The organism is Pirellulales bacterium, assembly GCA_019636345.1.
Lineage (GTDB): Bacteria > Planctomycetota > Planctomycetia > Pirellulales > Lacipirellulaceae.
The window spans coordinates 17,160-43,940 of the sequence record JAHBXQ010000002.1 but is presented as its reverse complement, the minus strand read 5'-3'; the positions used below and the strand labels follow the sequence as shown (position 1 = coordinate 43,940).

The window sequence follows — 26,781 nt, the reverse complement described above, 5'->3', positions numbered from 1 at the left end:
AGGCTTTGCACGGACGGCAGCCGGGTCAGCCGAGCGTTTTGGCGTGGGCCACGAGTTGGTCGAGCGCCTTGCCCCAGCCTTCGTGGAAGCCCATCGCTTCATGTCGCTCGCGGCTGGCGGGATCCCTATGGAGCGCGGTCGCGATATAGCGGGTCCCCAGTTCGTGGGGCTCCAGTTCGATGATCGCGGTCATCGCCACGGGATCGTTCGACACGTCGCGGGGCCGGAACCCCGGGTCGAGCGCGCTGGTCCAGGACAAGCGACGATTCTCGACGATTTCCAGATAACAGCCGACGTTGGGGAACTCCTGCCCCTCGGGGGATCGCATGGTCGTGGCGAACGCCCCGCCGGGACGGAGATCGATCTCGCAGGCGACTGTCTGCCATGGCGCCGGGGTGAACCACTTCACGACATGCTCGGGCCGAGTCCAGGCGAGCCAGACGAGTTCGGGGGGAACGTCGACGACCCGTTCGAGAACTAGGTCGAGATCGGGGTTGATCGGAAGCATAAGCCGCTTTCCTTGTGACGGACTGTCGGACGAAAGGGATCGAGGCGGATTCGCGGTTCCAGGGTTTGCTACGCCCCGAGCGATTCGAGCAGCGTCTCGAGTCGGTTCATCGACTCGCGAGCCCCCGAGTCCATGCCGGAGTAGAGGTGGCCGTCGCGGGACTCGCGATTGAGATGCTTGACCGTGCACGTGGCGATCGTCAGGCCGTCGCGCTCCTCCAGTTCGATCGTCTCGACCGCGGGAAAGTCGCGGATCATGTCGACGTCGTAGACGAACGTGTAGACGAGTCGCTCGGGAGCGACGATCTGGAGGTACTCGCCTTTGAACGGATGTTCGCGCCCCCCCGGCTCTCGCTGGACGTAGCGCCACTGGCCGCCGACGCGGACGTCCATTTCGCAAACGGTCATTTCGAACGCCCCGCAGCCCCACCAGTTGCGAACGTGCTCCGCCTTGGTCATTGCCTCGAACACCAACTCCCGCGGCGCGGCCAGCACGCGAGTGATCCGCACCTCCTCGTCCGAGGGGAGCGTGATGAGAAACCGATTGTCGAGCGAAGGCCGCGGTTCGACCTGCTGACAGAGTCGGCCGAGGGTTTGCCGACCTCCTTCCAGGGCATGGTACTTCTCCTCGACGCGCTCGCGTTCGGCGCGCGAGGCGAAGCGGGATCGGAGGGTCGTTTCGGTCCCGAATTTCGTCTCCTCGAACGTGACGACCGTGCGGAACTTGACGTCGTCGTGATCCCCTTCGCCCGAGTGCCGGTAGGCGATGCGGCGGTTCGTCTTGATCTCGTCGAACTCGACGAGGTTCGGATAGTCGGCGCCGTCGGGGCCGTGCATCGTGTAGCGCCACCTGCCCCCGGGGCGAAAGTCCCACTCGCTGGTCGTCGTCGTGAACCCGTCGGGGCCCCACCACTGGACGATCGCCTGGGGATCGCTCCACGCGGCGAACACGGCGTCCGCCGGCGCGGCCACGGTGCGCCGCACGACCATGTCGCGTTCGAGATCGACGCCGTCCCCCGCCATTGCGGCGACATGCTCGGCCAGGCAATCGAGCGACGAATTCCAGCCCCCCTCGACGCCCAGGCGGAGATGCTTCGCGCGATCTTCGAGGCTCTCATGGACCATCGTAATCGTCAGCTTCGTGAGTCCGTCCCCCAGGTCGTCCAGCGCGTAGGTCGTGACGATCGTCCCCGGCAGGTCGCCGCCATGGACCTGCCTGAACTCGTCGTCGAAGTCGTCGGACGTCGTGTAGCGCTCCGGGGGGACAACGTCGCTGAAGACGCCGGTCGCAGGAAAATGTTTGCCGTCGGGGCTGTGCATGACGTACCGCCACTCGCCGCCGGGACGCAGGTCGAGCTTCTCGACCGTGGCCGTAAACCCGCGCGGCCCCCACCAGGCGGCGACGTGCTCGGGCTGGGTGAGGGCCTGCCACACCAGCGCCCTCGGGGCCGAGAAGACGCGGGTGATCACGATCGCCAGCGGATCGGCAGGCTCAGTCCGGCTGGTCGGGGTCGGTTGGTTCGCTGCGGTCGTCATCGGTCTTCGCTTCCGCTTGGGCCTTGAGTTGATGGAGATAGTCTTCCAGGCGATCGAGGCGGTCCTCCCACAGGTCGCGGTAGGTCTCGATCCAGGCGACGGCGTCTTTGAGGGGCTGGGGGGCGAGTTGGCAGGGCCGAGTCTGTGCGACCCGGGAACGGGTGATCAGCCCGGCCCTCTGGAGCACCTTGAGGTGCTTCGTCACAGCCGGCAGGCTGATCTCGAACGGCTCGGCGAGTTGCGAGACGGTCGCCTCGCCCGACGCCAACCGAGCGAGGATCGCCCGCCGGGTCGGATCGGCCAGGGCAGAAAAAACGTCGCTGAGGGGGTCGGTGACAGTCATATAACCAATCAGTTAATTAACTAATCGGTAAAATACTAACTCGTCTGCAGCCGGTCAAGCGAAATCTGGATGAAACGCCTGGCGCGCTGGCCTCAGGCCAGCTCGTCGACGATCGTTCGACCGATCTCCAGCGCCGAGGTTGCCGCGGGGGACGGGGCGTTGAGCACATTGACGATCGCCCCCTGGCGTTCGATAAGAAAGTCGTCCACGAGCGAGCCGTCGCGGGCGACCGCCTGAGCGCGGATCCCGGCGGGCGCCGATTCCAGATCGCCGACTTCAATCTCGGGGACCAATCGCTTGAGAGCGCGGACGAAGGCTCGCTTGCTCGCGCTCCGCCACATCTCGCCCGCACCCGTGCGCCAATACTTGGCCGCGAGCCGCAGGAAGCCCGGGTAGGTAAGCGACTCGGCGAGATCGTACGGATTGATCGAAAATCTCGAGTAGCCCTCGCGCGCAAACGCGAGCACGGCGTTCGGGCCGCACTCGATGCTGCCGTCGATCATCCGCGTGAAGTGGACCCCCAGGAAGGGAAATGCAGGGTCGGGGGTCGGGTAGATCAGGTTCTTCACCAGGCGGTGCGCCGACGGCTTCAGCAGAAAGTACTCGCCGCGAAAGGGGATGATTTTCACGCCCGGTCGATGGCCGCCGAGTTTGGCGACGCGGTCGCAGTACAACCCGGCGCAGTTGACGACGCAACTGGCCGCCACGTCGCCGCGGGTCGTGAACGCCGTGACGCCTCCGTTGTGCTCAATCGCGACGACGCGCTCTCCCGTGCGAACCTCGCCCCCCGCTTCGCGGACCCGTTGGGCCAACCGTTCGCAGACGGCGACGTAGTCGACGATCCCCGTCTCGGGAACGTGGATCGCCGCGACTCCTGCGGCATGGGGTTCCAGCTCGCGCAAGCGCGCGGCGTCGACCATCTCGCAGCGGACGCCGTTGGCTTGCCCGCGCTGAAGGATTCCGTCCAACCGGGGCCGTTCCGTGTCGTCGACGGCGACGATCACCTTGCCGCAGACGTCGAAGGGGATCCCCTCGGCGGCGCAGAACTCCTCCATGGCCCGCTTCCCCTCGCGGCAGTTGCGGGCCTTGAGCGAGCCGGGTTTGTAGTAGATGCCCGAGTGGAGCACTCCCGAGTTGCGACCCGTTTGGTGGGCGGCCAGCGTCGGCTCCTTCTCGATCACGGCCAACGATCGCCCGGGAAACCGCTGCAGATAGCGATACGCCGTCGCCAACCCCACGATGCCGCCGCCGACGACGGCCAGATCAAATCGGTCCTGCGACGGGGTCATACGAAGCTCAAGGGACTGGCGGGGCTGAAATCAGAGCAGTCGCGGATGAACGCCGATCGAGCGGATGCACGCGGAGCGACGACGAAGAGGCCAAGAGGCCGACGGCAAGACCAATGCGAATCGACCCCACGCACAGACCGCGTCTCGCCGCCCCATCCGCGTTCCCCCGTGTCCCGTTTCCCCGCTCAGTAGTTGAGACCGTTCTTGCGGACGTGGACCATCGGCGCCGCGTCGCCGGCATGTCCGCGAACGACGCGGGCAAGAAAGATCCGGTGGTCGCCGCTGTCGACGTGGGAAGCGGGCTCGCATTCGAGATGGGCGATCGCCTCGGCCAAAATTGGCACGCCGCGTCCGCAGGGGCGGACGGCGACCCCTTCGAACGCCGGGGCGTCGGGCTCGAACCCCTTGCCGAAGTGCTTGAGGAACTGGGTTTGCCCCTCGCCGACGACGTTGATCACGAACGGCTGACCCTCGGCGAGCCAATCGGCGACGTAACGACCGTTTCGCACGGCGACGCTGATCATCGGCGGCTCAAACCCGGCCTGCATGACCCAACTGGCGAGCATGCCGGTCGCCCGGGCGCCGGCGCCAGCGGTCAGAACGTAAATGCCGCTGGGAATCCGCCCCAGGGCGGCGACGACGCCGTCGTTGGCCATGAACGCTGCTCCGTCGAGTTTTCTGAAATCGTGCTGTTATCGCTGAATCGGTCGCCCGAGCTTCGACTCGACGCTGTCGACCTTCGACTGCAGCCGCCCGGAGCAGCCCTTGCGGAAATCAAGCTTGGCGGTGCAAGTCACCCGGTCCGAGGACTCGGCGACCCGCTCCATGCACTGCTGCATGAGGGCGAGCACTTGGCCGAGTTCCCCCTCGACAATGGTTCCCATCGCGTGGACTTCGTACGCCAAACCCGACTGGTCGACGAGGTCGACGCACTGAGCGACGTATTGGCTGACCCCCTCGCCGAGTCCCATCGGGACGATGCTCATTTCCAAGAGGACCATCGCAGCGCCTTACGAGCGGATTGAGCGCCGCGGCGATCGGCGGCGCTAAGTTCAAGTCAGGACTGATTTTAGTGCCTGTGCGGAGCAAGGTCGAGCGGGCGCCGGCGCCCAGCCAGATTCGGGCGGCGAACGGAGAATCGTCGCGCGAGTCCCAAATGACGTGACGATTCGTCCGCAAACCGCGACTCGCCCCACAGTGCTAGCGATGCCGGCGCGTGGAGCTTTTCGCTCAGCAACTCGCCCTTCGCGGCAAACCGTCGATTGCGTACCCTTTGGCGCCCTCGCGAGCCGCGAGGGGCAGGCTTGCCGCTGAGATCGCTCGATCATGCCGACATCGCGCCTCCTGTTTCGCTATGCCGCCGCTGCCGTTGCGGTCGGGGAATTCATCGCCGCTTCGGCGTCGGGTCAAACCGTTTCGCCGACCTGGACCCCCTATCGCAACGAATCGGTCCGCGAGCTTCCCGAACCGCCCTCTGCGCCCGCAAGCAACTCGCCGGGGCCGACCCCCGCTGCGGCTCAGTACGCGCAGTACCTCGCCGAGTCCCCCTTGGAAACGGAGATCACCGCGGTCGACCTTGCCGATCCGCGGTGCCGACTCGTAGGCGTGGCGGACTCGCCAATGCTCGTCATGCCGATCGATTACGACTCGAACCCGGCGAATTGGCAGTGGCGCCTCTTGCCGGCCGACGTGATCTGGAGTTCCTACTGGGCGGGAGCCCATGAACCGCGGATCGGCGCCGCGTGGTATTCCGAGCGAACCACCGGGGCGTCGCTGCTCGACGCGACCCTCGGCGGCCGGGCGTCGCTGGTGCGGTACGGGACCGAGGGGGGAGGCCGACGCCCCAACGGCTGGGAACTGCAGGTCGAGGGCGCCGCCATCCCGCGGCTCAATTTCAACGAGAACTGGGACCTCGAGGCAACCGACTTCCGCATCGGGGCGCCGCTCGTCTACGGGCGCGACAACTGGCAGTGGAAGCTCTCGTACTACCATCTCAGCTCGCACATGGGCGATGAATTCGCGATTCGCGAAGGGGCGCTCGCTCAGCGAATCAACTTCAGCCGCGACGCCCTCGCCACGGCGATCGCATTCTACCCGCTCCCTGCGTGGCGATGGTACGCCGAGGCGGCGTGGGCGTTTCACTACGACGGCGGGTCCGAGCCGTGGGAATTCCAGTTCGGCGTCGACGTCGCCGAGCCCGGCCCGACGGGGCCTGCGGGCACGCCGTTCATCGCGGTCAACGGTCATTTGCGCGAGGAGCACAACTTCGGCGGAAACGTCGTCGCCCAGGCCGGGTGGCTGTGGCGCGGCCCGCAGATGAAGGTCCTGCGGATCGGGGCCCACTACTACAACGGCAAGAGTTCCCAATTCGAGTTCTTCGATCGCTTCGAGCATCAAATCGGCGGCGGCGTGTGGTACGACTTCTGAAGCTGCGCGAGGCAGCCGCCGTCAACCGCTCCCCGGACGGCTGTTCGCTGCGGTGGTGAGCGTTTAGAATGCCCCGGATGAGCAGCGCGGGGGGACAATATCGACTGTTTTGGCGAGAGTTTCGCCGCACGTTCGCCACGACGGGGGCCGTGCTCCCCAGCGGCCGGGCGTTGTGCCGGGCCCTCGCGTCGCACGTCGCCGATCCCGGCCCCGCGCAAGTCCCGCGACGAATCCTTGAAGTCGGCCCCGGCACGGGGGTCGCCACCGAAGAGATCATCGCCCGGCTCGGGCCACACGATTCGCTGGACTTGGTCGAGCTCAACGACCGCTTCGTGGCGATGCTGCACGAGCGACTCCGGCGCGAGCTGCGCTGGCAGGCCGTCGCCTCGCGCGTCGAGATCCACCATCGCCCGGTGCAAGATCTGGCAGCGGACGCGAAGTACGACGCGATCGTCTCGGGATTGCCGCTGAACAATTTTCCGGTCGAGCTTGTGGCGAGCATCTTCGCCAAACTGCGCGAGTTGGCCGCGCCGGGGGCGACGCTCAGCTTTTTCGAGTACGTCGCGGTGCGCAAGGCGAAATCGCTGGTTTGCCGGCGCGAAGAACGGCTCCGGCTGGCAGGAGTCGAGCAGACGATCGCCGCGGCACAAAAACAGTGGGGATTCGATCGCCAGTGCGTGCTGACGAACGTGCCGCCGGCATGGGTTCATCACTTTCGATTCGCATAAGCGCGCGAATCGCGGGGAGCGATGCGCCGGGGGCGCCCCGGTTCGCTGCCGCCATTCGCCATCGCCATTCACCCTCTCTTTGCAATGCCGCTGATTCTTGCCATCGAAAGCACGTGCGACGAGACGGCCGCAGCGGTTGTGCGCGACGACCGAACCGTGTTGTCGTCGGTCGTCGCGACGCAGGAGAAGCTGCACGAGCAGTTCGGCGGGGTCGTTCCCGAGATCGCTTCGCGGGCCCATATCGAGCGAATTCTGCCTGTCATCCAGCAGGCCCTCGCCAAAGCGGGCGTGACGCTTGCCGATCTTGACGCGGTCGCGGTGGCGCATCGCCCGGGGCTCGCGGGGTCGCTGCTGGTGGGACTCATGGCCGCCAAGACGCTCGCCCTCGCGCTCGACGTGCCTTTGATCGGCGTGGACCACCTGCAGGCCCATATCTACGCCTGCCGAATGGCCGCCGGGCGTGACGTCTTTCCGTGCGTGGGGCTGATCGTCAGCGGCGGGCATTCGACGCTGTACCGGTGCCAGGGGCCGCTCGATTTCACCCCGTTGGGAGGGACGATCGACGATGCGGCCGGCGAAGCGTTCGACAAAGTGGCGAGCATGCTGGGACTGGGGTTCCCTGGCGGGCCGGCGCTCGAGCGTGCGGCCAAACAGGGCGATCCGAACCGCTTCCGTCTTCCGCGGCCCCTCTTGGACGACGCCAGTCGGCTCGATTTCAGCTTCAGCGGTCTGAAGACCTCGGTGCGGTACCAGCTGTTCGGCCCCGGCAAACCGACGCTCGCCTCCGCGGAAATCGACCCGCAAGTCGCCGCCGACATGGCCGCCGGCGCGCAGACGGCGATCCTTGACTGTCTGATCGGCAAGACGCGACTGGCCTTAGTGCGAACGGGCTATGATCGTCTCTGCGTCGGCGGCGGGGTCACCGCCAACGGCGCGTTTCGCGACCGGCTGGCGGAACTGGCGGCTGAGATGCAGATCGAGCTGTTCATCCCCCCGTTCGCACTGTGCACCGACAACGCCGCGATGGGGGCGATCGCGGTTGAACGATTCCTTGCGGATCAGTTCGACGATCTCGATCTCGACATCAACGCCGGCCTGCAGCGCGCGTAGCGGCGGGCAGGTTGCAAGCAACGGCCGGCGCGAAAAAAAACGCGGCCCGGGATTGCTCCCGAACCGCGTCTGGGTCTTGTCGGTCAGGTCGCGTTGACTGCCCTACTGCAGGCCCATCGCTGCGCGTTGGCACGAGGGGCAATAACCGGGGCTGTTCACGGCCGACGAGGGCTGCAGCGCCCCGTCGCCGCGGAAATAGCTCGTCTGCACCACGGCGGCGGAGCGAAGTCCAAGCTGATGCTTCTCGAGCGCCGACTTGAATTCCGCGGCGGACGGCTGACCGGCTTGCTTGTGCAGCACGACCGATCCGCTCTTGTCGATGATCGCCACGTGGGGCAGTTGCTTGGCGCGGAACGACTCGGCGACCTGCTTGCCGTACGAAGTCGTCGCATCGACGCGACACAGGTCGTACTTGGAAAGCAGCTTGTCGCTCGCCGCGGCGAGCACGTCGTCGTCGAGCGCCTTCTCCTCGTCGCGGGGCGATTCAAGAACCACCAACAGCGGCCGCTCGTCGCGGCGGGTCGCTTCCAGCGCCTGGCCGTAGTCGCTGATCCATTGCAGTTTGCCGGAGGAATGCGACGCCCCGACGAATTTTGGAGAGTCGGACGCCACAGCCACGACCATGGTCAACGCAGCCAAAAACTGAACCATTCCACAAACTCCTTGTGCAGTGCTTACACGCGCCGGCGAGGGGTTGCGACCGGCCTGAGACAATTCGTGCCGCCATGGCGGCCGGCGTGTGTTCGCGAAAGGTGAGACAGAATCGATCGTCGCTCGGCCCGGGTCAGCCTGAGTTGCAGGCGAGGCCAAGATCGTCCGTGAGCTTCTGTCAGGTCAGGAAGGAAAGTTGACGGAGGGAACGCGTCTCAGGCGTTGCCGTGCGAGCCGTCGCACGGGGTCTTGGTTCGCGAGACGATTCCCGCGAACTCGGTGCGAATGTAGCCGCATGATCGCGAGTCGCAAGGGGCCGGAGAGTTCCGCAACTCACATGCCGCAAAGCGCCGCAACGGGTCGGCGCCATGACGACGCTCGTTGGCTTGATGATCGCAAGTGGCGTGATTTCTGCGGGTTACAACAACTGGACAGTGTGAGTTCAGCGGCAAACAATCGCGCGCGAACTTGCCTAGCTTCTCTAGAATCGCGAAAAAAACGCCGCGATTTTGCGGAGATTCGGCCGCCCAATTCGCACTTCAGTTGCGGCAAACGCCGTCCAAATCACATCTCGCAGGGAGTTGACAAGCGCCGTAAGCGATTGTTCGCGCTCGGGCTTGTGATGCAGGCGCGGCGAGTCCTCGTCGCGCAGGGCGTATTGGGTTAATCCCACCACCACGACTGTTCGTCGCCGACGACGTCGGGCTGCATGCGCGAAGTCGCCTTCTCCGCGAGCGCCGTCGCCTCGCCCGCGGGAGCCGGGACGATCGACGCTTGAGTGACGGGGTTCACCCACACTCCGCCGCTCACTCCGGCAATCACGTGGCGCCGGGCGATCGTGCGATGATTGACGACCGTCTCGACCGATCGAGGCGTCGTCACCCGCGGCAAGCGCAACCGCTCGGGGTCGGCCAGCAAACCCGGCGTCCAGCCCGAGCGGACGAGCAGCCCCTCGCGCTCGACGACCGCCAGCGCCAAGGCGAGTTCAAATACCCGCTCCATCTCGGCGTAGACGGGGTACTTGGCGGCAAGCGCCGCGAACTCTCGCGTAAACGCCCGCGCGAACCCGCCGGTCAGGTCGTCGGAAATGCCCGTGTGGATCCGCTCGCCGCGGGCGGCCAACAGTTCGTTCTCGCTTAGCACCTCGACGCACTGTTCAGGGAGCGCGTAGGCGGTGCGGTCGGGCGTCGTCGCGACCTGGCAAGCCGGCATCGAGAACCACCACCGGATGACGGTCATCGCGGGCGGCCGCCCGTCGGGGCCCAGTTGCACGGTCGACAGGTAGCTGGGAACTCCGGGAACCCCCTGCGCAAGCCCCATGCCGACGAGCTTCATGTGGTAATCGGCCGCCAGCAGCAGCCGGGCGACGCGGGTCGAGGCCTCGATGCTGTAGAACTCGACGTCCTGCTCGCCCAGCGCATCGCGGAGCCCGCGAAGCCACTCCCCACGCCCGCCCGCCGGGAGCGGCGCCGTCGACGTGCGAGCCAGGAAATCCTGCGTCGCAGCGAGAGCTTCCTGGCGGGGAACAATCGAGCAACCAAACGCCTTCGCTCCCTCGAGATGGTTTCGTCGCAGGAGCGTGAGCAAATCGTCCAGCCGCACGAGGGGCCGAGCCGTGTCCGCGGCGACGAGGGCGCCCCGTTCGACGCGCCAATCCCCCGCCGGCCCGGCGAGCAGGAGGTCTCCGGACTCGGGCTCGACGACGATGTAAGCGATGCGCCGCAAACCGGCGAGCGTCAGCATCGCCGGATCGAGCGGCTGGCCGCGAGCTTGCCGGGCAGCGATCGCGCGCTCCAAACGCGGCAGCGACACGAAGCGGAGCTCGCTGGGGCGTCGCGCGGCAGCGGCGGGGTCGTCCTCATCCGGCCGCGTCAAGGGTCTTTCTTCGGCGATGCTGCGTGCGGTTGCGGCTCGACCGGCCACGCGTTCAAGCTGGTCGTTGCGCCGCTCGCCTCGATCGAGGCGCAGGGCCCCGGCCGCGTCGATGTAGACGCCATTGGGAAACGCTTGGATCTCGCCCTCGCCGGTGCCGTTCTCCATCCACGTGTCGCGTTGGACGGTGGAGGTGATCAACTCGATCAGCGAATCGAAATCGGCGCTTGCCGCACCCCCGCCGGCGTCTAGCGAGCTTTGGTTCGACGGCCCGCCGCCGTCGCCGGGTGCGGCGTGAGCCGTAACAAGGACAAGATTGGCGACGCACGCAGCGAGGAAGGAGAGGAATCGCCGGATCCTCGTCTGCCGTCGAATGCGAAGGTCTGCGGTTTCGGTGAGCGACGGCATCGTCTCGCCTCCTCGTTCGGCGACAGGCGGTTGCGTATCCGGGCCGTTGGGGAGTCGGCCGGTTTCGACAGGAGGAATTGTCCCGCGCCCGGGAGCCGGCGTCCAACGAAAAAAATGGCCGCGCTCAAAACCGCTTCCGGCGCGCAAAAAAAGACGGCCTCGCGCTGATGATGCAGCGAGGCCGTCTTGATCGTCACAATCGTCGTTCGTCGCCTGAGCCAGCCGCGTTGGCGACGAGTTTCGCTCGGGCTCAGTTGCAGCCGCACGAGGGCTCGACGGCGCAACCGCACGAGGCTTCGCAACCGCAGCTGACTTCGCAGCAGCAGCAAGCCTTGCGAGCGGCCCGACGGGCCTTCAGCTTGGCGAACAAGCAGCACTTGGGGGCGCAGCAATCGCAGCACGAGTCACAGCAACCGCAGCTCGGCTCGCAGCACGAGTCGGCGCAACCGCAGCTCGGCTCGGCGGCACAACCGCACGAGGGCTCAGCGGCGCAACCGCACGAAACTTCGCAACCGCAGCACGGCTCGCAGCAGCACGCCTTGCGGGCGGCCCGGCGGGCCTTCATCTTGGCGAACAAGCCGCACTTGGGAGCGCAGCAGTCGCAGCAGGGATCACAACACGACATCGCACAGCCGCAGCTCGGCTCGCAAGCCATCGCGCAGCCGCAGGCGGGCTCGCTGGCACAGCCGCAGCCAAAGAACGCATTTGCGTTCCCGGCAAAGGCCAGCGCGAGGGCCAGCGACAACAGGGAGGAACGGACCATCGGGAGGCTCCTTAACAGAAAGGGAAACACGTTTTGCCGCAGCGTCGGTGTCCGAGCGTCTCGCTCGCGCCTCACACGGATTGGGATGGCGCCGATGCGATGACGGAACGCTCGCCCCGCTCGACTGGGCGGCTAACACTCGTTGCGTCATCAGCAGTATCGAGCGTGCTAGCGGCGCCCCTTCACTAGATTCGCTAAATCCCCGAGGCGATAATGTCGATGGAGTCAGCTTGAGACTCTTTTGCCGGTTGTGAGGAAGAATGCTCGCTCGCGGAGCATGGCGAACAACGCGACCAGCGCGAATGCGCGGGCCGAGGACGGCGAGATCCCCGCATTGATCCGCGGAGGCTTCGGCGGGGCCGCAGCACAGTTCAGCCGGCGAGGGCTCGGACGCCGGCGGCTGCAGCCGCTTGCTGGACCAAGCCGTGGACGAAATCGAGCTTCGCGACGACCGGCGGCGACACGACTTCGGGGACGAGATCCGAGAGGCCCATGGTTCGGTTGACCTCGTTCAGCAGCACGCCTGCTCGCTGATACGCGGAAAGAACCGCCGCCAAGCTCTGCATGGTCGAGGGGACGAGGTGCGGAATTTGCCACGCGAGCGTGTCGAGCACAGCCCGCATGTCGAGGTAAAAGCCGAACGTCTCGGCAAAGTCCTCCCAGGGGTGAGCCGCGGCGTAGCGACTGATGTACCGGGTCTGCCAGTCCTTGGGAGGGCCGTTTTCGTGATACTGATCGAGCGCCTCGGCGTACGGCGGCCGCTCGAAGTCGCCGAAGACCTCGCAGAATGCGCCTAGGGCCGGTGCCTGCTCGACCTCGCGCATCCAAAAAAAGTGCCCGAATTCGTGCCGCATGTGGCCGATGAGGGTTCGTTGCGGTTCACGGAACCTCTGCCGGGCGACTTCGCGCTTGACGGGGTCGGTCTCCGCGAGATTGACCGTGATCACCCCGTCGGCGTGGCCGGTGACGACGTGTTCGCGCGGCGTATCGGCAAGAAACCGGAACCGCAACGGCGGCTCAGCGGACAACCGCTCGGCGGAATAGCCGATGGTTCGCAGCTCGTCCAAGAGCCGCCGTTTGGCCGCTTCGAGCCGGGCCCAGGCCGCCACCGCCGTCGGATTCGTGGCGTCGGGAATGTCGGTCGTCAGTTGGCAACTGCTGCAGAGAGACGAATCGGGAGCCTGCTCATTTGCCAGGAAGCCGTTGCACACGTCGTAGGCAATTCGGTCGCCGCACGGCGAGAGGTTCGCCCGGCAATCCTCGTAGGAGCATTGCCCCGCGTCGGTCGGAACGGTCAGCCGATGGCAGGCATCGCACCACCCGGCGGTACGGCCGCAGGAGCCGCAGAAGCGGTTCTCGAAGAACAGGGTCTGCCCGCAAAGACAAGGATAAGTTCGCATGGCCCGCACGCTTGTGAGGATCCCGAAAAGCTCGCCGCCGCCGGTTCGCCGCGAGCGAACTCGGCGTCATCCCGGGCGTTATGCGAATTCTGGGCCAAGACCAGCACTCGGTCGCCTGCCCGTCGTCCCTCGCTTGCCTGGGGTTCGATCTGGAGGACGGTCACTCGACTCGGGCGTCAAGCAAGACCAGGTCGTTGAACCGGTCGACGTCGCGGCGGCCGACCCAGGCGATTCCCCGCAGGAGCAGCAAGCGGAACGCGGGGTCGTCGAAGGTCCAGGCGTAGTGCCCGGGAATCGAGACGAACACCCGCCCACGACCGCGCTCGACCGTCCAAAACAGCGGCTGAGGCCGGCCGTCCTCCTCGCCGGTCCCCAACAGATTGAGTCGGGCCGGGTCTCCTGTGAGTTGCCAATACGATTCGTCGACCCAATTGATGCGATCGAAATTCCGTGCGATCGGATGATTTTTTCCCGGCGAGAAGTCGACCGCCAGCGGGCCGTGGCGATACTTGATTCCTCCCCCCAGCGACGCCAAGCCGATTCGCTTGGCAAACTCCTCCTGTCCGCCGCGTCCGTCGACGGCCCAGTGGATGTAGACGCACCCGCCGCCGCGGGCGAGGAACGGGTCGATCGCCGCGGCTCGAATGTCGTCCCACCGGCCCCGCTGGTAGAACACCAACACGTCGGCCTTGTCGATCTGCTCGGCCGCGGGAAACTCCCACGCCGTGTCGACCGTCGTCGCGGCAGCCGCGCGGGGAAGCATCCGCTGCCAGGTCTTCTGCCACGCCGGGTAATCGTGCTCGCCGGCATCGTGGTCTTTTTCGCCGGCGACGAGCACGACACGCAACGGTTTCTCCTCGGTCGTCGCGACCGCATCGTCGCCCGTCGGTTTGGCAAGCAACCGCTCGACCGCAGCCCGCGACATCGGCGGCGGAGGCACGTCCTCGTCCGAGTAGGTCGGCATGCGAAACGATGCGTCGCCCGCCGCATCGTCGCCGCAGGCGGGCGTGCCACGGCAGACGGACAACACGCACGTCGCAGTCAGCGCAGCCAGCACCAAAACCATGCATTTCATGAGAGCAGCCTCGAGGGACGCCGCCGAACCGGCGGGGCGGGGACAAGCGAACCTCGATTATAACGCCTGGCGCCACGTTGGCATCCGGGGCGGGTTCGCCAAGGAAATGTCGCCATGAACTGCAACTGGATCAAGATGCTCCGAAGATCGAGAACGCGAGCGTCACGATCGCCGCGCCAAGCAGATTGAGCACGAACCCGGCGCGTGCCATCTCGGCGAGCGTCACCCGCCCGCTGCCGAACACGATCGCGTTGGGAGGGGTCGCCACCGGCAACATGAACGCGAAGCTGGCGCTGATCGCCGCAGGGGCCATCAGCAGCCGCGGCTCGAGCCCCGCTCCGACGGCGACCGCCGCCAGGATGGGCATCAGCAGGCTTGCAATCGCCGTGTTGCTGGTCACCTCGGTCAGGAACGTCACCACCAGACATATCGCCCCGATCAAGAGCGGCAAAGGCAGCGTCGCCCAGCGACCCAGACTGCCGCCGATCGCGGCGCTGAGGCCCGACGAGGCGAACGCCTCGGCAATGACGATGCCGCTGCTGAACAGCAAGATCACCCCCCAGGGGATCGAACCGGCAGTCTCCCAGTCGAGCAGCCGCCCGCCCCGACCGTTGGGAATGACGAACATCGTCACCACGGCCAACAGCGCCACGCTGGCGTCCGACGCCTCGGGCAGGCGAAGCCACTCCCGCCATCCGCCGTAGGGTTCGGTCCGCGTGATCCACAACAGCGCCGTCACGGCGAACACCGTAAGCGTGCGGACCTCCTCGGGGCGCCACGGACCCGGCTCGGGCAACTCCAGCGCGAGTCGCTTCGGCAAACCGCGCGACAACCACCATGCCGCCAGCGGCGTCATCACCGCCACAATGGGCAGCGCATCGCTCATCCACGACAGGAACGACGCCTCGCGACCTGTCGCCGCGTGATACGCCTCCATGAAAATCAAATTCGGCGGCGTGCCGACCGGCGTGCCGATCCCCCCAATGCTTGCGGCGTAGGCGGTCCCCAGCATCATCGCGACCCCGACGCGACGATCTGCGGTCCCCTCGACCGCGGCGATCGCGATCGGCAGCATCATCAGCGCCGTCGCCACGTTCGAGATCCACATGCTCAGCGCCGCGCTGGCGACCATGAACCCCAGGACAAGCCGCAAGGTGCTGTCGCCGCCGACGAGGCGGACCATCCTGAGCGCGATCCGGCGATGAGCCCCGCTCCGCTCCAGAGCGGTCGACAGCATCGAGCCCCCCATCAGCAGCAGGATCATCTGGTCGCCGTAAGCCCCGCCGACTTGCTTGGCCGACATGACCCCAACGAGCGGAAACACGGCGATGGGGATCAACGCGGTCGCGGGAATCGGGATCGGCTCGGTCGTCCACCATATGGCGCACAGAGCGGTGATCGCCGCAGTCCAGGCGGCCGGGGTCGACTCGCCCGCCGCGACCAGCCCCAACCCAGCGACCGCCGCTACGGCGACTCCCAGCAGCAGACAGGCAGTTCGCAGCTTGGCGGAACGAGGTTCGGGCATGACGAGACGGCAAAGAGCGACGAGGAGGCGCGACAGCATGCAGGCTGGAGTATGGGTGACTTGCGACGTAGCACAACCCCGCCGCAGACTGCCTAGCGAAGGAACATTCTGGCCGCTTCTTACGACCGCCTCGATTCGAGATCCGCGTACCGCCAAGCCCGAGCGTTGCCAGCACAGGCCCGGAAGGGCCTCGCGATCCGGCTGGACTGCGGAGCCGCTACAGGCAGCAGATCCTGCAAAAAAGCGGCCGTTTCCCGGTGGCCAAGCGGCAGCCGTTTGTTCCCCCCCTGCGAACCGGTCGGTATACTGACCGACTTGCCAAAGTATCGACTGCCTCGGCGCAACTGGGTCGGCCCAGGGCGAGCCTCTCGGATAGGCTTGCCGCGACGGCCGCAGTACCGATTGGACCTAGCAACTCGTAATACGTGAGCAACATGAGCAAGACCGTTCTCGTCGCCGGCGGCGGCGGCTTCATCGGCGGGCACTTGGTGGCCCAACTTCTGTCCGAAGGACACAAGGTCCGCAGCGTCGACGTCAAGCCGATTGACGAGTGGTATCAGGTCTTCGACGGCGTCGACAACGTCGTGGCTGATCTGCAACTCAAAGACGCCTGCGAAATGGCGTGCGACGGCGTGGGTGACGTGTACAACTTGGCCGCCGACATGGGGGGGATGGGGTTTATTGAGAACAACAAGGCCCTGTGCATGTTGAGCGTGCTCATCAACACGCATCTGCTGCAAGCCGCCAAGAAGCACAAGTGCGACCGCTATTTTTACGCCTCGAGCGCGTGCGTCTACAATGCCGAGAAGCAAACGAACGAGGACGTCGTGCCGCTGAAGGAAGCGGACGCCTATCCCGCGATGCCCGAGGACGGCTACGGTTGGGAGAAGCTGTTCAGCGAGCGCATGTGCCGCCACTTCCGCGAGGACTACGGCGTTTACACCCGCGTGGCCCGCTTCCACAACGTCTACGGGACGTTCGGCACCTGGGACGGCGGCCGCGAGAAAGCCCCCGCGGCGGTCATTCGCAAGGTCATCCACGCCAAGGAGACCGGCGATCACGTCATCAATATCTGGGGCACCGGCAAGCAGACTCGCAGCTTCATGTACGTCGACGACTGCGTCAAAGGCATTCGCATGCTCATGGACAGCGACGTCGTCGAGCCGATCAATCTCGGTTCAGACGAACTCACCACGATCAACGGCCTCGTCGACATCGTCGAGGAGATCGCGGGAATCAAGCTCAAGCGGGAATATGACTTGAGCGCTCCCAAGGGAGTCAACGGTCGCAACAGCGACAACACGATGATCTTGGAGAAGCTCGGCTGGGCCCCCGGCATCAAGCTGCGCGACGGCATGGCCCGGACCTACGAGTGGATCTACGGCGAGTACCTCAAGACCCACGGGCAACCTGCCTGACTCGAGTTCGTTTCGTCGCGCAACGCCAAGGGCCGCGTTCTTCGGAAACGCGGCCCTTGTTTTTGGGTTGCTTCCGGAGCAGGGCAAGAAAGGCCTCGAACCTTGCGCCCCGGCTCACGACGCGACCGCAACGCGCTGCTCGCGTCGGGTGAAGAGTTCGCCGAGCACCCGCTGCCGGTACGCGAAGATCGCTCGCACATCGCGGCTCACCACCAGCCAGTTGACGAGAGCCCCGCCGGGAACCCCGTAGTGGACACGGTCGACCACGCGCGTCCCGCCCGGGCACTCCTCGAACGCATGTTCGTGTCGCCACCAGCGATAGGGGCCGCGGAGCATTTCATCGACGAACCGGCGCTGCGGCTCCCAGGCGGTGATTTTCGTCCGCCACCGTAGCGGCACTCCGCGGATCCGCAGGCGATAGTCGATCAGCGCGCCGGCGTGCATTGCGATCTCCCCCGACGTGAGGATCTCGAAGTTGACCCAAGCGGGGGTCAGTTGTTGAAGATTCCGCGCGTCGGCAAAGAACGGAAAGACCTCGTCCAGCGGACAAGGCAAAACGCACTCGGCGTGCAACAGATACCCGCCGCGCTCGCGATCGGGAGTCAGAGAGAGCGTTTCGGTCATGCGTCGGTTCCCCCGCTTCGAATGCGAGAGGACTGGGCTCCGCCGACTCAGCGAAGTCTCGCCCTCCCGTGCGGGGAAAACCGCAGTCGCCGCGGCGGAGTTCACCGAGCGGCGGCAGCGTTTTTGGCCGGCGACTCGGCCAGCTTGACCGGCGTCTTCTTCTCGACGTTCTCGTTCGGAACGTAAGTCCCCCCCGGGCCGATGAGCTTGGTCGGTTTGAATCCGGCCTGCTGTACGGCGCCCCAGGCGGCCAACGGATCGAGCGGCTTTTTCGGCTCGGTCTGCACGATCGCCAGATTGTCTTTGACGTTCGTGCGAACCTGCTTCACCCCTTTGATGGCGAACAGCTTGCTCGAGATCTTCCGTGCACAGGTTTTGCAGTGCATGTTGCTGACATAGATCGCCGTTTCGTCCTTGGCGAGCTTCAGGTTCTTCGCCGGGTCCGCGGCAACCTCGGCGGCCAATCCGTAAGCGGACGCGCAACTCCAGACCAAACTGGCGATCAACAGACCTCGCATCGAATTAGCTCCTTCCGAGGGATCGCTTGCGGGCGAGAGGCGCTCGCAGGCGTAATTGAAAAAGTGCGAACGACTTGGCTTAGGGTTCCCGAACAGACGCGAGCGACGACGGCACGGCCGCGCTACTCGCGTACGTAGAGCCCGGTCGCGTCGACCACCAACACGCCGCCCGCCTGAACCTTGGCCGTCCCCGTAACGACGACGGTTTGTCCCGGTTTGACCGCAATCAGGTCGCGCGCGTCGACGGGGATCGGCTTGCCGGCCTTGTCGACCAGCCGAACCATCGCCACGGCGTCGGCCGCGTCGGCAGCGTGAGCTTCGCAAAATGCGCATTCTTCGCCGGGGGCGTGCTGATGCCCCTCAGCCGCCTGCTCGGCGACGAACGCCGGGTCGGCCAGGAAGATCGTCGACTGGCCCTTTACAAACGGAAAGTCCGGCTGAGCCTGCTTGTACGGGTTCGTCACTCCCCCCACAAGGCCCACCATCGTCACCTGCAGCGTCTTGTCGCTCGCCGCGGCGTGATCGTGATCGGCGTGGTCGGCGTGGTCGTGATCAGCGTGGTCGTCGTCGCCGTGATCATGGTCCGCATGATCGTGGTCCGCGTGGTCATGATCATGCTCATCCGCGTGGTCGTGATCGGCTTCGTCCCCATGGGCATGGTCGAGGTCGTCTGCAGCCGCGTCCTCTTCGTCGTCGGCGACCTCCTCGGAGTAGCCGTGGTCGTGCCCCTCGCCGGCCGGTTCGCCGAGCAGGGCGTAGCGAACGTCGAGCACCGTCTGCCCCCCGTCAGGTTCCTCGGCCAGCACAAGCCGGGCCTTGTGATCGGCCAAAGCCTGGGAATCAAGCCCCGCGGGCTTGGAACAGCCCCCGGCGACCAGGGCCAACGCGGGAAACAGGGCCAGCAAGGCAAAACGAGCAGCGGGGAACATGGTCGGGAGCTTTCCCAGAGGGGGTGAATCGAGGGCGTCGGTCGCCCTCGGCCGGGACGCGAGGCGCCGCGCTCATGGCGGGCGATTGTCGTTCAGCAGCAACAGTTTACGGCAAGACCGGCGGCAGGCCAACACGTTGTACGCGACGCTCGGTGCGGTGGTTCGCCGTGACGGGGCGCTGACTTCGTCCGAAATTTGCGCCGAGGCCGCTCCAAATTCGCCAAGATCGCCCGCAACGCCGCGAAAGACTCGTTGAGGGGAACCGACTGGCCCGCGAATTTCCCCATCGGGCTCGTCCCCGGATTCCCTCTGCGATCGGCGCATTCCACCCATTTTCGCCCAGCCCGCTGGGCCCTTCCTCGCGGAGGCACTCGCCATGTTCAAGAAAATCATCCTCGCCAGTCTTGCTGCGCTGCTTGTCGGGGGGCTCGTCATGGGCTCGGGAGTCGGCAGCTATATTTCCACCGGTTGCGAGCGGGTCGCCGACAACGTCAAGGACGCCGTCCCGACCGAGTTCCAGATCGATCGGGCCCGCAAAATGGTTCGCGATCTCGAACCCGAGATCCGTCGCAGCATGCACGTCATTGCCAAGGAAGAGGTCGAGGTCGGCGAACTTGATCGCCGTATCGAAGCGGCCCGCGCCAAAGCCGACAAGGACAAGTCCGACATCATGCGTCTGCAGTCCGATCTCAAATCGGGCCGCAACGTGTTCCGGTACGCAGGAACGAGCTATTCGGCCCACCAGGTGAAAGAGGACCTGTCGCGGCGATTCACGCGGTTCAAGACGGCCGACGCAACGCTCGAGAGCCTGACGCAAATGCGCGACGCCCGCGCCCGCAACCTGGACGCGGCCCGGCAGAAGCTGACCGCGATGATGGGGAGCCAGCGGCAATTGCAGGTCGAGGTCGAGAATCTCGAAGCCAAGCTGAAGCTCGTGCAAGTCGCCGAAGCGTCGTGCGAGGTGCAATTCGACGACAGCCAACTCGCCCGGGCGAAGCAGTTGATGGCTGACATCCGCGCGAAGCTCGACGTCGCCGCGAAATTGGCGAACGCCGACACCGAGTTCCACGAAGAGATCGTGCTCGACCTGCCGACCCCCGAGGACGTAGTCGACCAAGTGGCCGAGTACTTCGGGTTGGATAAGGCGAAGGACGTCGAAATCGCCGCCGCGTCGTTCGAGAAGTAATGACCGGAACCGCCGGCTGCCGCCCAAAAGAGCGACGGCAGCCGGCCAGAACTCCCCCCGTCTCTCTCACGGATCACGCCTCACGACTTTCCTGGGATCCCTCCGATGTTCCCCGCTTGGCGAATCGAACTAGGAGCCGCCCGCCGCGCGCTTTACGACGGACGGTGGGAAGAAGCGGCCGCGATGCTCTCCAGCGATCGACTGCGAGAGTTCCTGCCGGCGAAGCGGCTTTCCAAACAGTTGGCCGACAAACTCGTCGCTCGAGCGGCCGAACGACTCGGCGGCTCAAGCGAAAGCTCGGCCGGGTGGCGCGACCTGCGGCACGCGGCTCAGCTCGCCCCGGTTGAGGCCGCCGTCGACGCCCTGCGTCGCCGCGAGGCCCAGCGCCGCGTCGCCAGCGCCTACGCCCTGCTGGCGAGCGGAGCAGTCGGCGAGGCGATCGCGGTGCTCGAACGGATGGAGGGGCGCAACTTAGGAGGCGACGAGCGGCGACAGTGCCAGGCGATCGCCCGTCGGATTCTCGACGCCGAGGCGGCTGCTCGCGAAGGGATGTTCGCGACGGCCGCCGAGGCGACGAGCAAGGGGGCCGAGATGGTCCCCCCCTCGGAAACGGCGCTGGCCCAGGCCCTGTCGCGGCGCGTCGCCGCGTACCGCCAACAACACATCGAGTGCGAGCGAACCGCCGCGGAACTGCATGCGGCGCTCGTCCAACAGGAGTGGTCGACGGTGCTCTCGCTGGCTGCCAAAATACTGGAGATCGCCCCGCGTCACGCTGCCGCCCGTCGGGCGCGGCGCAAGGCTTGGCAGGCGGTCGGCATGGACGTGACGCAGGCGTACGTCCCCGCGGCCGACTCGCCGCTCGGCGACGTCCGCCGACCGGTCGCCGGGCGACTGGCACTCCGCTCAACGACTCACCCCGGTGCGAAAGGGGCCCTCGTGGACACCGCCATCGGCGACGCAGGACGCGGAGGGCGATTCGTCGCCTGGATCGACGGCGTCGGCGGCTACCTCGTCTGCCTGGGGCAAGAGGTCGTCCTCGGGCAGCCCTCGCCGACGCACGAGGTCGATATTCCCGTGCTGGCCGACCTGTCGCGGCGGCACGCCGTGATTCGCCGCGACGGCGAATCGTACGTCCTCACGCCGATCCACACGACCGCCGTCAACGGACAACCGCTCGCGGGGCCGACGGTGCTGAAGCACAACGACCGCATCCGGTTGGGCGCCGCATTGGAACTGACGTTTCGCCGCCCGCACGCGCTGTCCGCCACGGCGGTGCTCGAGCGGGCGTCGAACCACAAGTTCGTCCCCGCGGTGGACGGCGTCGTGCTGATGAGCGACACCTGCGTCATGGGTCCCCGCTCGCACTGCCACGTCGCCTGCCGACCGTGGGAGCACGACGTCGTGCTGTTCCGTCGCGGCGACGAGCTGGCGTTCCGGGCCGCGGGCCCGTTCGAGATCGACGGCCGAACCTTCCTGGCCGAGGCCCCCCTGGCGTGGGGAGTCCGGATCGAGGGGGACGACTTCGCCTTGAGTTTCGAGGAACTGAAATAGCTTCGCCCGGGAGGCCCGCTCGCAGCGAGCCCGCGGCAGCTACAATCAACGCAGAGGTGCGTCCTGGCATCAGGGCGCCAACCGACCATGCCCGCCACACTGGACATGAACACGCACACCAACCTCCACGACGCCGAGCCGGCCGAGAAGCCGCCGGGGAAGCTGCGCTTCACGTACGCCAGCGGTTCGCGCCCGCTCGAGGGGTACACGATCAAACGCGGCGTCGGCCGGGGCGGCTTCGGCGAGGTTTACTACGCCGTGAGCGACGCCGGCAAGGACGTCGCGCTGAAGCTGATTCGCCGCAATCTCGAGGTCGAGCTCCGCGGCGTGACCCACTGCTTGAACCTCAAACACCACAACCTGATCGATATTTACGACATTCGCACCGATGCGAACGACGATCGCTGGGTCGTCATGGAGTACGTGTCGGGGGCGTCGCTCGACGCCGTCATCGACCGGCACCCCCAGGGGATGCCGGTCGACATGGCCGTCCACTGGTTCCGCGGGATCTGCGCGGGGGTGGCGTATCTGCACGATCACGGCATCGTCCACCGCGATCTCAAGCCGGCCAACATCTTCATCGACGACGGTCACGTGAAGATCGGCGACTACGGCCTGTCGAAATTCATCTCGTGCAGCCGCCGCAGCGGCCAAACCGAGAGCGTGGGGACCGTCCATTACATGGCCCCCGAGATCGCTAACGGGCGGTACGGTCGCGAGATCGACGCCTATGCCGTCGGGATTATCCTGTTCGAGATGCTCACCGGGCACGTGCCGTTCGAGGGGGAGAGCGTGGGCGAAGTGCTGATGAAGCACCTCACCGCCGAGCCGGACCTCACGCAGCTCAACGAGCCGTTCCTCGGGATTGTCGCCAGCGCGATGGCCAAGGACCCCGAGCTGCGCACTCAAGACGTGGCCGACATGCTGCGGCGAATCGACGCCTACTTCGGTCGCGGCGACGCCCATGAAGCGGTCGCCGCGACCACCGCGGCCTACGTCGGCGCCCTGGGGGGAGCCGCCCCGGCAGCGGCGGCGGCCGCAGGGGCCGACGCCGCCGCGACGGCGCGCCGTCCCTACAATTCGCCGGCGCCCTCGCCGCCCCCTTCGGCAGGGTCGGTTCCGCCGTTCGAACCTGGCCCCGGTCCGGCGCCGACGGGACCCGCCCCGCCCCCTGAGCCGATCGCCGAGTTCGTCAAACAAACCTGGCGCGAGTTCGCCGACTCGATCCGCTTCCGCTACTGGCCCGCCCCGGTGCGGATCGCCGCGGTCGTGTTCGGCGTGATCTTCGTGATGAGGCTGTTCAACGCGAGTCCGGGAGAATTAATCGGAGTCGCTTTGCCGTTTTGGTTCGCTTACATGATCTACCGGACCGTCCGCGCCCGGGCGATCCTCAAGGAGGCGTCGTCGACGTCGCGCTCCTACGGCACGCCGACCGAGCCGCGTCCCCCTCGCGACAGGCCTCCTGAAGCAGTTCCTGCCCGGCCGGCCCCGTCGGTCGTCAAGGCGCAGTTCGCGTCGTCCCCCGCCGACGCGCCGTGGTACCGCGGTGCAACGCCCCCCTGGCGTCGCCGGCAACACTCTTGGCAGTCCGCTGTGCGGCGGCACCTGCGCTCGATCTCGCAGCACGACCGGCTCAGTTCGCTGTTGGGCTCGCTGTTGATCGCTGCCTTGGTCGGCTCGATCGCAGCGCTGGTTGCCGCGGTCTTCGCGCTGCCGCGATTCAGTTTCGAGACCTACCTGTGGATGGCGATCGTCACCGTCGGGGGAAGTTGGGGAGTGATGATCCCGGCGAAGCTCGCCGAAGGGCATGTCGAGGACCAGGCGCCGCTGCGATTCTCGCTGCTGTTGGCCGGGGCGCTCGTGGGAGCGACGGCCTGGTTCGCTGCCGATTTCCTCATGCTCAAATTGCCGACCAGCACCGATTTCGCCCCCGGTCCTTGGGACACCCTGACCGGCGGCTCGTCCAACAGCGAACTTTCGCAGCAGGTCCGCAGCGGTCAGGGGGTCGTCCTCTCGCTGCAGATGCACGCCGCGTACTTCGGCTGCCTGCTGCTCGCGTTGCGGTGGTGGAAAATGGCCGAATGGAGCCGCGCCGCCCGAGTGAGCGTGTGGTCGATCGCCGTGGCCGCCGGGGCGGCGTGGCTGATGTCGCTCGTGTGGTGGTATCCGCAGCCGCTCGGCGTGCTGGCCGCCGCGGCGATTGCGTTCACTGTCCAATTGGCCAGCCCGTGGCTCACCCCCGAACAACGGGTGGAGATCGCCGAAAAGGCGGTCGCGTAAGGAGATTCCCGGCTCGGGGCGCTACGTCGGCTTCACGTCGCCGACGCCTGAAGCGTGGAAGCAGCAGAGGCCTAGTCGGCTGACAGGATCGTAGACAGGAACGTCCGCAGATGCTCGCCTTTTTTCCGCTCTTAGTGATCGCGTTGGTCGTGCTGTTCGTCACGACGGCGGCGGGAGCGCGCGGTCACAAGATCGCGGCGGCGCTCGGGGGCTTGGCGCTGCTGGGGATGCTGGCGACGGGGGCCGTGTATCGAGAAGTTGAGCACAACGCCCGCCGAGCAGAAATCAAAGTCGAGTACGATACGGCGGTCGCGGCTGCACGCAAGCAGGGCCGTCAAGTCGACGCCCAGATTGAGAAGTTCGCCCACGGGGGATGGGCCGAAACCTATCCCGACGGAACGACGTATCGCGTCACCGCCGACGGTTCGCGGATGCTTGTTCAGGGCCCGACGCACTCCAGGTCAGCGGCAAGCCAATCCACACGGTCGTACCGGGTTTCGTTCGTCGGCCTGATCGTGCCGATTGCCGCCATCGCCGCCGCGACCGCATTGCTCCGCCGCCGCCGAGGCGACGACGGGAACCGCTCGGGCCTCGGTCTGGTCGGGCTGGGGATCGCAGGGATCTTGGTCGCGGGGATGTTCTGGGGCGTCTCGCGCTCGGAGAGGGTCGACGGGCCCGCCGCTGTTGTCGGAAGCGCGGCGGTCGAATCGCTCCCGGAGGACGTCCCGCTCGACGCCCTGTGGGACAGACTGACCGCCCCTAAGATTGCGCTGGATGGTAAGACGGAGAACGAGGCGCCTCGCGACAGTTCGGGCGCCAAGCCGGCAAGCAGATCGCCGGCTGCGGAAGAGGGTTCTGCGGGCAACGACATCGCCGCGGCGCCCGGGGAAGAATCGAACCCCGAGGAAACGCCGGAGCGACCGAAGTGGCTCGACGCGCCGCCGACGCTGGGCGACGGGCTGCGGCGCGAGATCGTCTCGACGGCCCCGTTCTCGACCTTGCGCGAGTGCCATGACGAGTTGCTCGTTCTCATCAGCGGCAAAGTGCGGCAGCGGATTTCGGTCCTCACCCATGGCGTCGGGGCTCGCGGCGGGGTCGTTCCGCAACTGACGCGGATGTCGTTGCGGATCGACCAACTGCTCGATCAAATCGTCGTTGATCAATACATCGAGCCGGTCGACGCATCGTTCGGCGACATGCTCAAAGCCCACGTCCTTTTGGAATTCGGCCCCGAAGTCGACGAGCGACTCATCGCCGCCTGGCAGGCGTACGTCCGACGCGATCGACTTGGGGCAGTGGCCGCAACGGCCGGCGCCTGCGTCGGCGTCGTCGCGTTGGCGTTCGGCCTGCTGAAGCTCGACACCTGGACCCGCGGCTATTACACGAAGCGGTTGTTTCTGGGCGTCCCCGCGGCGATAATCGGGGCGCTGGCGCTTCTCGGATTGCTTTCGTAGCCCGGCGCCATGCGTCACGCCTCGTTCCCCGCGGGCCGATGTCCGACTCCGCTCACCCCGACGCCCTGTTGGTCGCCGCGATTCGTCGCGGCGATTCGGCGGCGTGGACCGAGCTGATCGATCAATACGAAGGCCGCCTGTTGGCGTTCGTCGAGAGCCGGCTGCGACGTCGCGATGCGAGCGAGGACGTCGTCCAGGAGACCTTCATCGGGTTTCTCACGAGTTTGCCGAATTACGATTCGCGGCGGCCGCTGGAGAGCTGGCTGTTCACGATCGCGGCTCATAAGCTGACCGATTATCTGCGTCGCGAGGGCCGGCGACCCGCCGTGCCGCTGTCGACCGCCGACGGCTCGGGGGACAACTGGGAACCGGCCGGTTCGGCCCGTCGCGCCAGCAGCCTCGCCCGCAGCGGCGAACGGCACGCCCTTGAGGAGGAAGCGCTCGCCGCGGGGGTCGCTGAGCAACTCGACAAGTGGCGTGAAACGGGCGACTGGGACAAGGTGAAGTGCATGGAACTGCTGTTCGTCGTCGGCTGGGGAAACAAACAGACGGCCGAAGAGCTCGGCTTGTCCGAGCAGCAGGTGGCGAATTTCAAGCACGACTTCGTCGCCCGGTTGCGCAAGCATGTCGTGCGGCAACAGCTCAACGAAGACGTGTTTCCGGACTTGCATGAGTGAGCGAGTCGCGAAGCGCGCCGCGGGCGAGGACGCCGCGGCTCGCGATCAATTCCTTCCCTGACCTCCGGCCTCTCGCCAGCTTTCGCCCTGATGTATTCCGACGCTCAGCTTGATGCGTTCCTCGACGAAGCCTTGCCGGCCGAGCAGATGACGGCGCTCGAGGCCGCGCTGCGCGACAACGAAGCCCTCGGCGCCCGGCTGGCCGAGGTCGTCGGGCGGCGGGACGCGGGGCTCCACTCGCTGGGGGCGATTTGGCGGCGGCGACGGCTGAGTTGCTTCACCCGTGAACAATTGGGGAGCCACCTGCTGGGGGTGCTCGACCCGCGGCTCGACGAGTATCTCGCATTTCACATCGAGGTGATCGGCTGCCGGGCGTGTCAGGCGAGCCTTGCCGACCTGAGCGAGCGGCTGGCGACTCAGGACGCCGCGACGGTCGGGGCGCGCCGCAGTCGATACTACCAGTCGAGCGTCGGGCTGCTCGGCGAGCCGTCGGAGTGACGACCTGCGACG

25 protein-coding genes are annotated in these 26,781 nt (G+C 66.4%); 11 read left to right on the top strand and 14 right to left on the bottom strand.

The window, feature by feature from the left end:
• Positions 1-25: 25 nt before the first annotated feature.
• From KF688_04025 to KF688_04000, 6 genes are all read right to left on the bottom strand, one after another.
• Positions 26-508 carry an SRPBCC family protein gene (locus tag KF688_04025; protein ID MBX3424828.1) on the bottom strand — a complete coding sequence of 161 codons (483 nt, stop codon included), beginning with the start codon at positions 506-508 and terminating at the stop codon, positions 26-28.
• A gap of 68 nt (positions 509-576) precedes the next feature.
• Positions 577-2,043, bottom strand: a complete 1,467-nt coding sequence (locus tag KF688_04020; GenBank protein ID MBX3424827.1) for an SRPBCC domain-containing protein — start codon at positions 2,041-2,043, stop codon at positions 577-579.
• On the bottom strand, positions 2,000-2,386 hold the full coding sequence (locus tag KF688_04015; GenBank protein MBX3424826.1) for a helix-turn-helix transcriptional regulator: 387 nt from the start codon (positions 2,384-2,386) through the stop codon (positions 2,000-2,002). The genes KF688_04020 and KF688_04015 overlap by 44 nt, the downstream gene beginning before the upstream one ends.
• Positions 2,387-2,478: 92 nt before the next feature.
• On the bottom strand, positions 2,479-3,675 hold the full coding sequence (gene lhgO / locus KF688_04010) for an L-2-hydroxyglutarate oxidase (protein MBX3424825.1): 1,197 nt from the start codon (positions 3,673-3,675) through the stop codon (positions 2,479-2,481).
• Positions 3,676-3,860: 185 nt separating this feature from the next.
• Complete coding sequence (locus tag KF688_04005; GenBank protein MBX3424824.1) at positions 3,861-4,331, bottom strand: flavin reductase family protein; 471 nt, start codon at positions 4,329-4,331, stop codon at positions 3,861-3,863.
• A gap of 36 nt (positions 4,332-4,367) precedes the next feature.
• Entirely contained in the window at positions 4,368-4,676 is a 309-nt protein-coding gene (locus tag KF688_04000; protein MBX3424823.1) for an MTH1187 family thiamine-binding protein, read from the bottom strand.
• 325 nt (positions 4,677-5,001) lie between these two features.
• Between KF688_04000 and KF688_03995 the strand changes: the two genes are divergently transcribed.
• From KF688_03995 to tsaD, 3 genes are all read left to right on the top strand, one after another.
• Positions 5,002-6,102: a DUF1207 domain-containing protein gene (locus tag KF688_03995; GenBank protein ID MBX3424822.1), complete on the top strand. Its 1,101-nt coding sequence runs from the start codon at positions 5,002-5,004 to the stop codon at positions 6,100-6,102.
• 68 nt (positions 6,103-6,170) lie between these two features.
• Positions 6,171-6,830 (top strand): methyltransferase domain-containing protein, encoded by a 660-nt coding sequence (locus tag KF688_03990; protein MBX3424821.1) that lies wholly within the window; start codon positions 6,171-6,173, stop codon positions 6,828-6,830.
• An 84-nt stretch (positions 6,831-6,914) separates the two neighbouring features.
• Entirely contained in the window at positions 6,915-7,940 is a 1,026-nt protein-coding gene (gene tsaD, locus KF688_03985; GenBank protein MBX3424820.1) for a tRNA (adenosine(37)-N6)-threonylcarbamoyltransferase complex transferase subunit TsaD, read from the top strand.
• A gap of 102 nt (positions 7,941-8,042) precedes the next feature.
• Here the strand turns inward: tsaD and KF688_03980 are convergent, their stop codons facing one another.
• Both KF688_03980 and KF688_03975 read right to left on the bottom strand, forming a co-directional pair.
• Positions 8,043-8,591, bottom strand: a complete 549-nt coding sequence (locus KF688_03980; protein MBX3424819.1) for a hypothetical protein — start codon at positions 8,589-8,591, stop codon at positions 8,043-8,045.
• 663 nt (positions 8,592-9,254) lie between these two features.
• Positions 9,255-10,871 (bottom strand): DUF1598 domain-containing protein, encoded by a 1,617-nt coding sequence (locus KF688_03975; GenBank protein ID MBX3424818.1) that lies wholly within the window; start codon positions 10,869-10,871, stop codon positions 9,255-9,257.
• A gap of 77 nt (positions 10,872-10,948) precedes the next feature.
• Between KF688_03975 and KF688_03970 the strand changes: the two genes are divergently transcribed.
• Complete coding sequence (locus tag KF688_03970; GenBank protein MBX3424817.1) at positions 10,949-11,737, top strand: hypothetical protein; 789 nt, start codon at positions 10,949-10,951, stop codon at positions 11,735-11,737.
• A 268-nt stretch (positions 11,738-12,005) separates the two neighbouring features.
• On the opposite strand, the gene KF688_03965 is transcribed toward KF688_03970, so the two are convergent.
• From KF688_03965 to KF688_03955, 3 genes are all read right to left on the bottom strand, one after another.
• On the bottom strand, positions 12,006-13,034 hold the full coding sequence (locus KF688_03965; GenBank protein MBX3424816.1) for a putative zinc-binding metallopeptidase: 1,029 nt from the start codon (positions 13,032-13,034) through the stop codon (positions 12,006-12,008).
• A gap of 160 nt (positions 13,035-13,194) precedes the next feature.
• Positions 13,195-14,109 carry a ThuA domain-containing protein gene (locus tag KF688_03960; GenBank protein ID MBX3424815.1) on the bottom strand — a complete coding sequence of 305 codons (915 nt, stop codon included), beginning with the start codon at positions 14,107-14,109 and terminating at the stop codon, positions 13,195-13,197.
• Between the two features lie 130 nt (positions 14,110-14,239).
• Positions 14,240-15,634, bottom strand: a complete 1,395-nt coding sequence (locus KF688_03955) for an SLC13/DASS family transporter (protein MBX3424814.1) — start codon at positions 15,632-15,634, stop codon at positions 14,240-14,242.
• A 434-nt stretch (positions 15,635-16,068) separates the two neighbouring features.
• Between KF688_03955 and KF688_03950 the strand changes: the two genes are divergently transcribed.
• Positions 16,069-17,052 carry an NAD-dependent epimerase/dehydratase family protein gene (locus KF688_03950; GenBank protein ID MBX3424813.1) on the top strand — a complete coding sequence of 328 codons (984 nt, stop codon included), beginning with the start codon at positions 16,069-16,071 and terminating at the stop codon, positions 17,050-17,052.
• Between the two features lie 114 nt (positions 17,053-17,166).
• On the opposite strand, the gene KF688_03945 is transcribed toward KF688_03950, so the two are convergent.
• The 3 genes from KF688_03945 to KF688_03935 form a co-directional block, all read right to left on the bottom strand.
• Positions 17,167-17,676, bottom strand: a complete 510-nt coding sequence (locus KF688_03945) for an SRPBCC family protein (GenBank protein MBX3424812.1) — start codon at positions 17,674-17,676, stop codon at positions 17,167-17,169.
• A gap of 101 nt (positions 17,677-17,777) precedes the next feature.
• Positions 17,778-18,194 carry a heavy-metal-associated domain-containing protein gene (locus KF688_03940; protein MBX3424811.1) on the bottom strand — a complete coding sequence of 139 codons (417 nt, stop codon included), beginning with the start codon at positions 18,192-18,194 and terminating at the stop codon, positions 17,778-17,780.
• A gap of 122 nt (positions 18,195-18,316) precedes the next feature.
• On the bottom strand, positions 18,317-19,123 hold the full coding sequence (locus tag KF688_03935) for a hypothetical protein (GenBank protein ID MBX3424810.1): 807 nt from the start codon (positions 19,121-19,123) through the stop codon (positions 18,317-18,319).
• Between the two features lie 376 nt (positions 19,124-19,499).
• Here KF688_03935 and KF688_03930 point away from each other — a divergent pair, with 376 nt between their 5' ends.
• From KF688_03930 to KF688_03905, 6 genes are all read left to right on the top strand, one after another.
• Entirely contained in the window at positions 19,500-20,309 is an 810-nt protein-coding gene (locus KF688_03930) for a hypothetical protein (protein MBX3424809.1), read from the top strand.
• 105 nt (positions 20,310-20,414) lie between these two features.
• Positions 20,415-21,860: an FHA domain-containing protein gene (locus KF688_03925; GenBank protein MBX3424808.1), complete on the top strand. Its 1,446-nt coding sequence runs from the start codon at positions 20,415-20,417 to the stop codon at positions 21,858-21,860.
• 87 nt (positions 21,861-21,947) lie between these two features.
• Positions 21,948-24,140, top strand: coding sequence for a serine/threonine protein kinase (locus KF688_03920; protein ID MBX3424807.1), 2,193 nt, complete (start codon positions 21,948-21,950; stop codon positions 24,138-24,140).
• Positions 24,141-24,250: 110 nt separating this feature from the next.
• The gene (locus KF688_03915) at positions 24,251-25,594 is read left to right on the top strand and encodes a hypothetical protein (protein ID MBX3424806.1); all 1,344 of its coding nucleotides are present in this window, start codon (positions 24,251-24,253) and stop codon (positions 25,592-25,594) included.
• Between the two features lie 38 nt (positions 25,595-25,632).
• Positions 25,633-26,271 (top strand): RNA polymerase sigma factor, encoded by a 639-nt coding sequence (locus tag KF688_03910; GenBank protein MBX3424805.1) that lies wholly within the window; start codon positions 25,633-25,635, stop codon positions 26,269-26,271.
• Positions 26,272-26,361: 90 nt separating this feature from the next.
• Positions 26,362-26,769 carry a hypothetical protein gene (locus KF688_03905; protein MBX3424804.1) on the top strand — a complete coding sequence of 136 codons (408 nt, stop codon included), beginning with the start codon at positions 26,362-26,364 and terminating at the stop codon, positions 26,767-26,769.
• Positions 26,770-26,781: the final 12 nt, after the last annotated feature.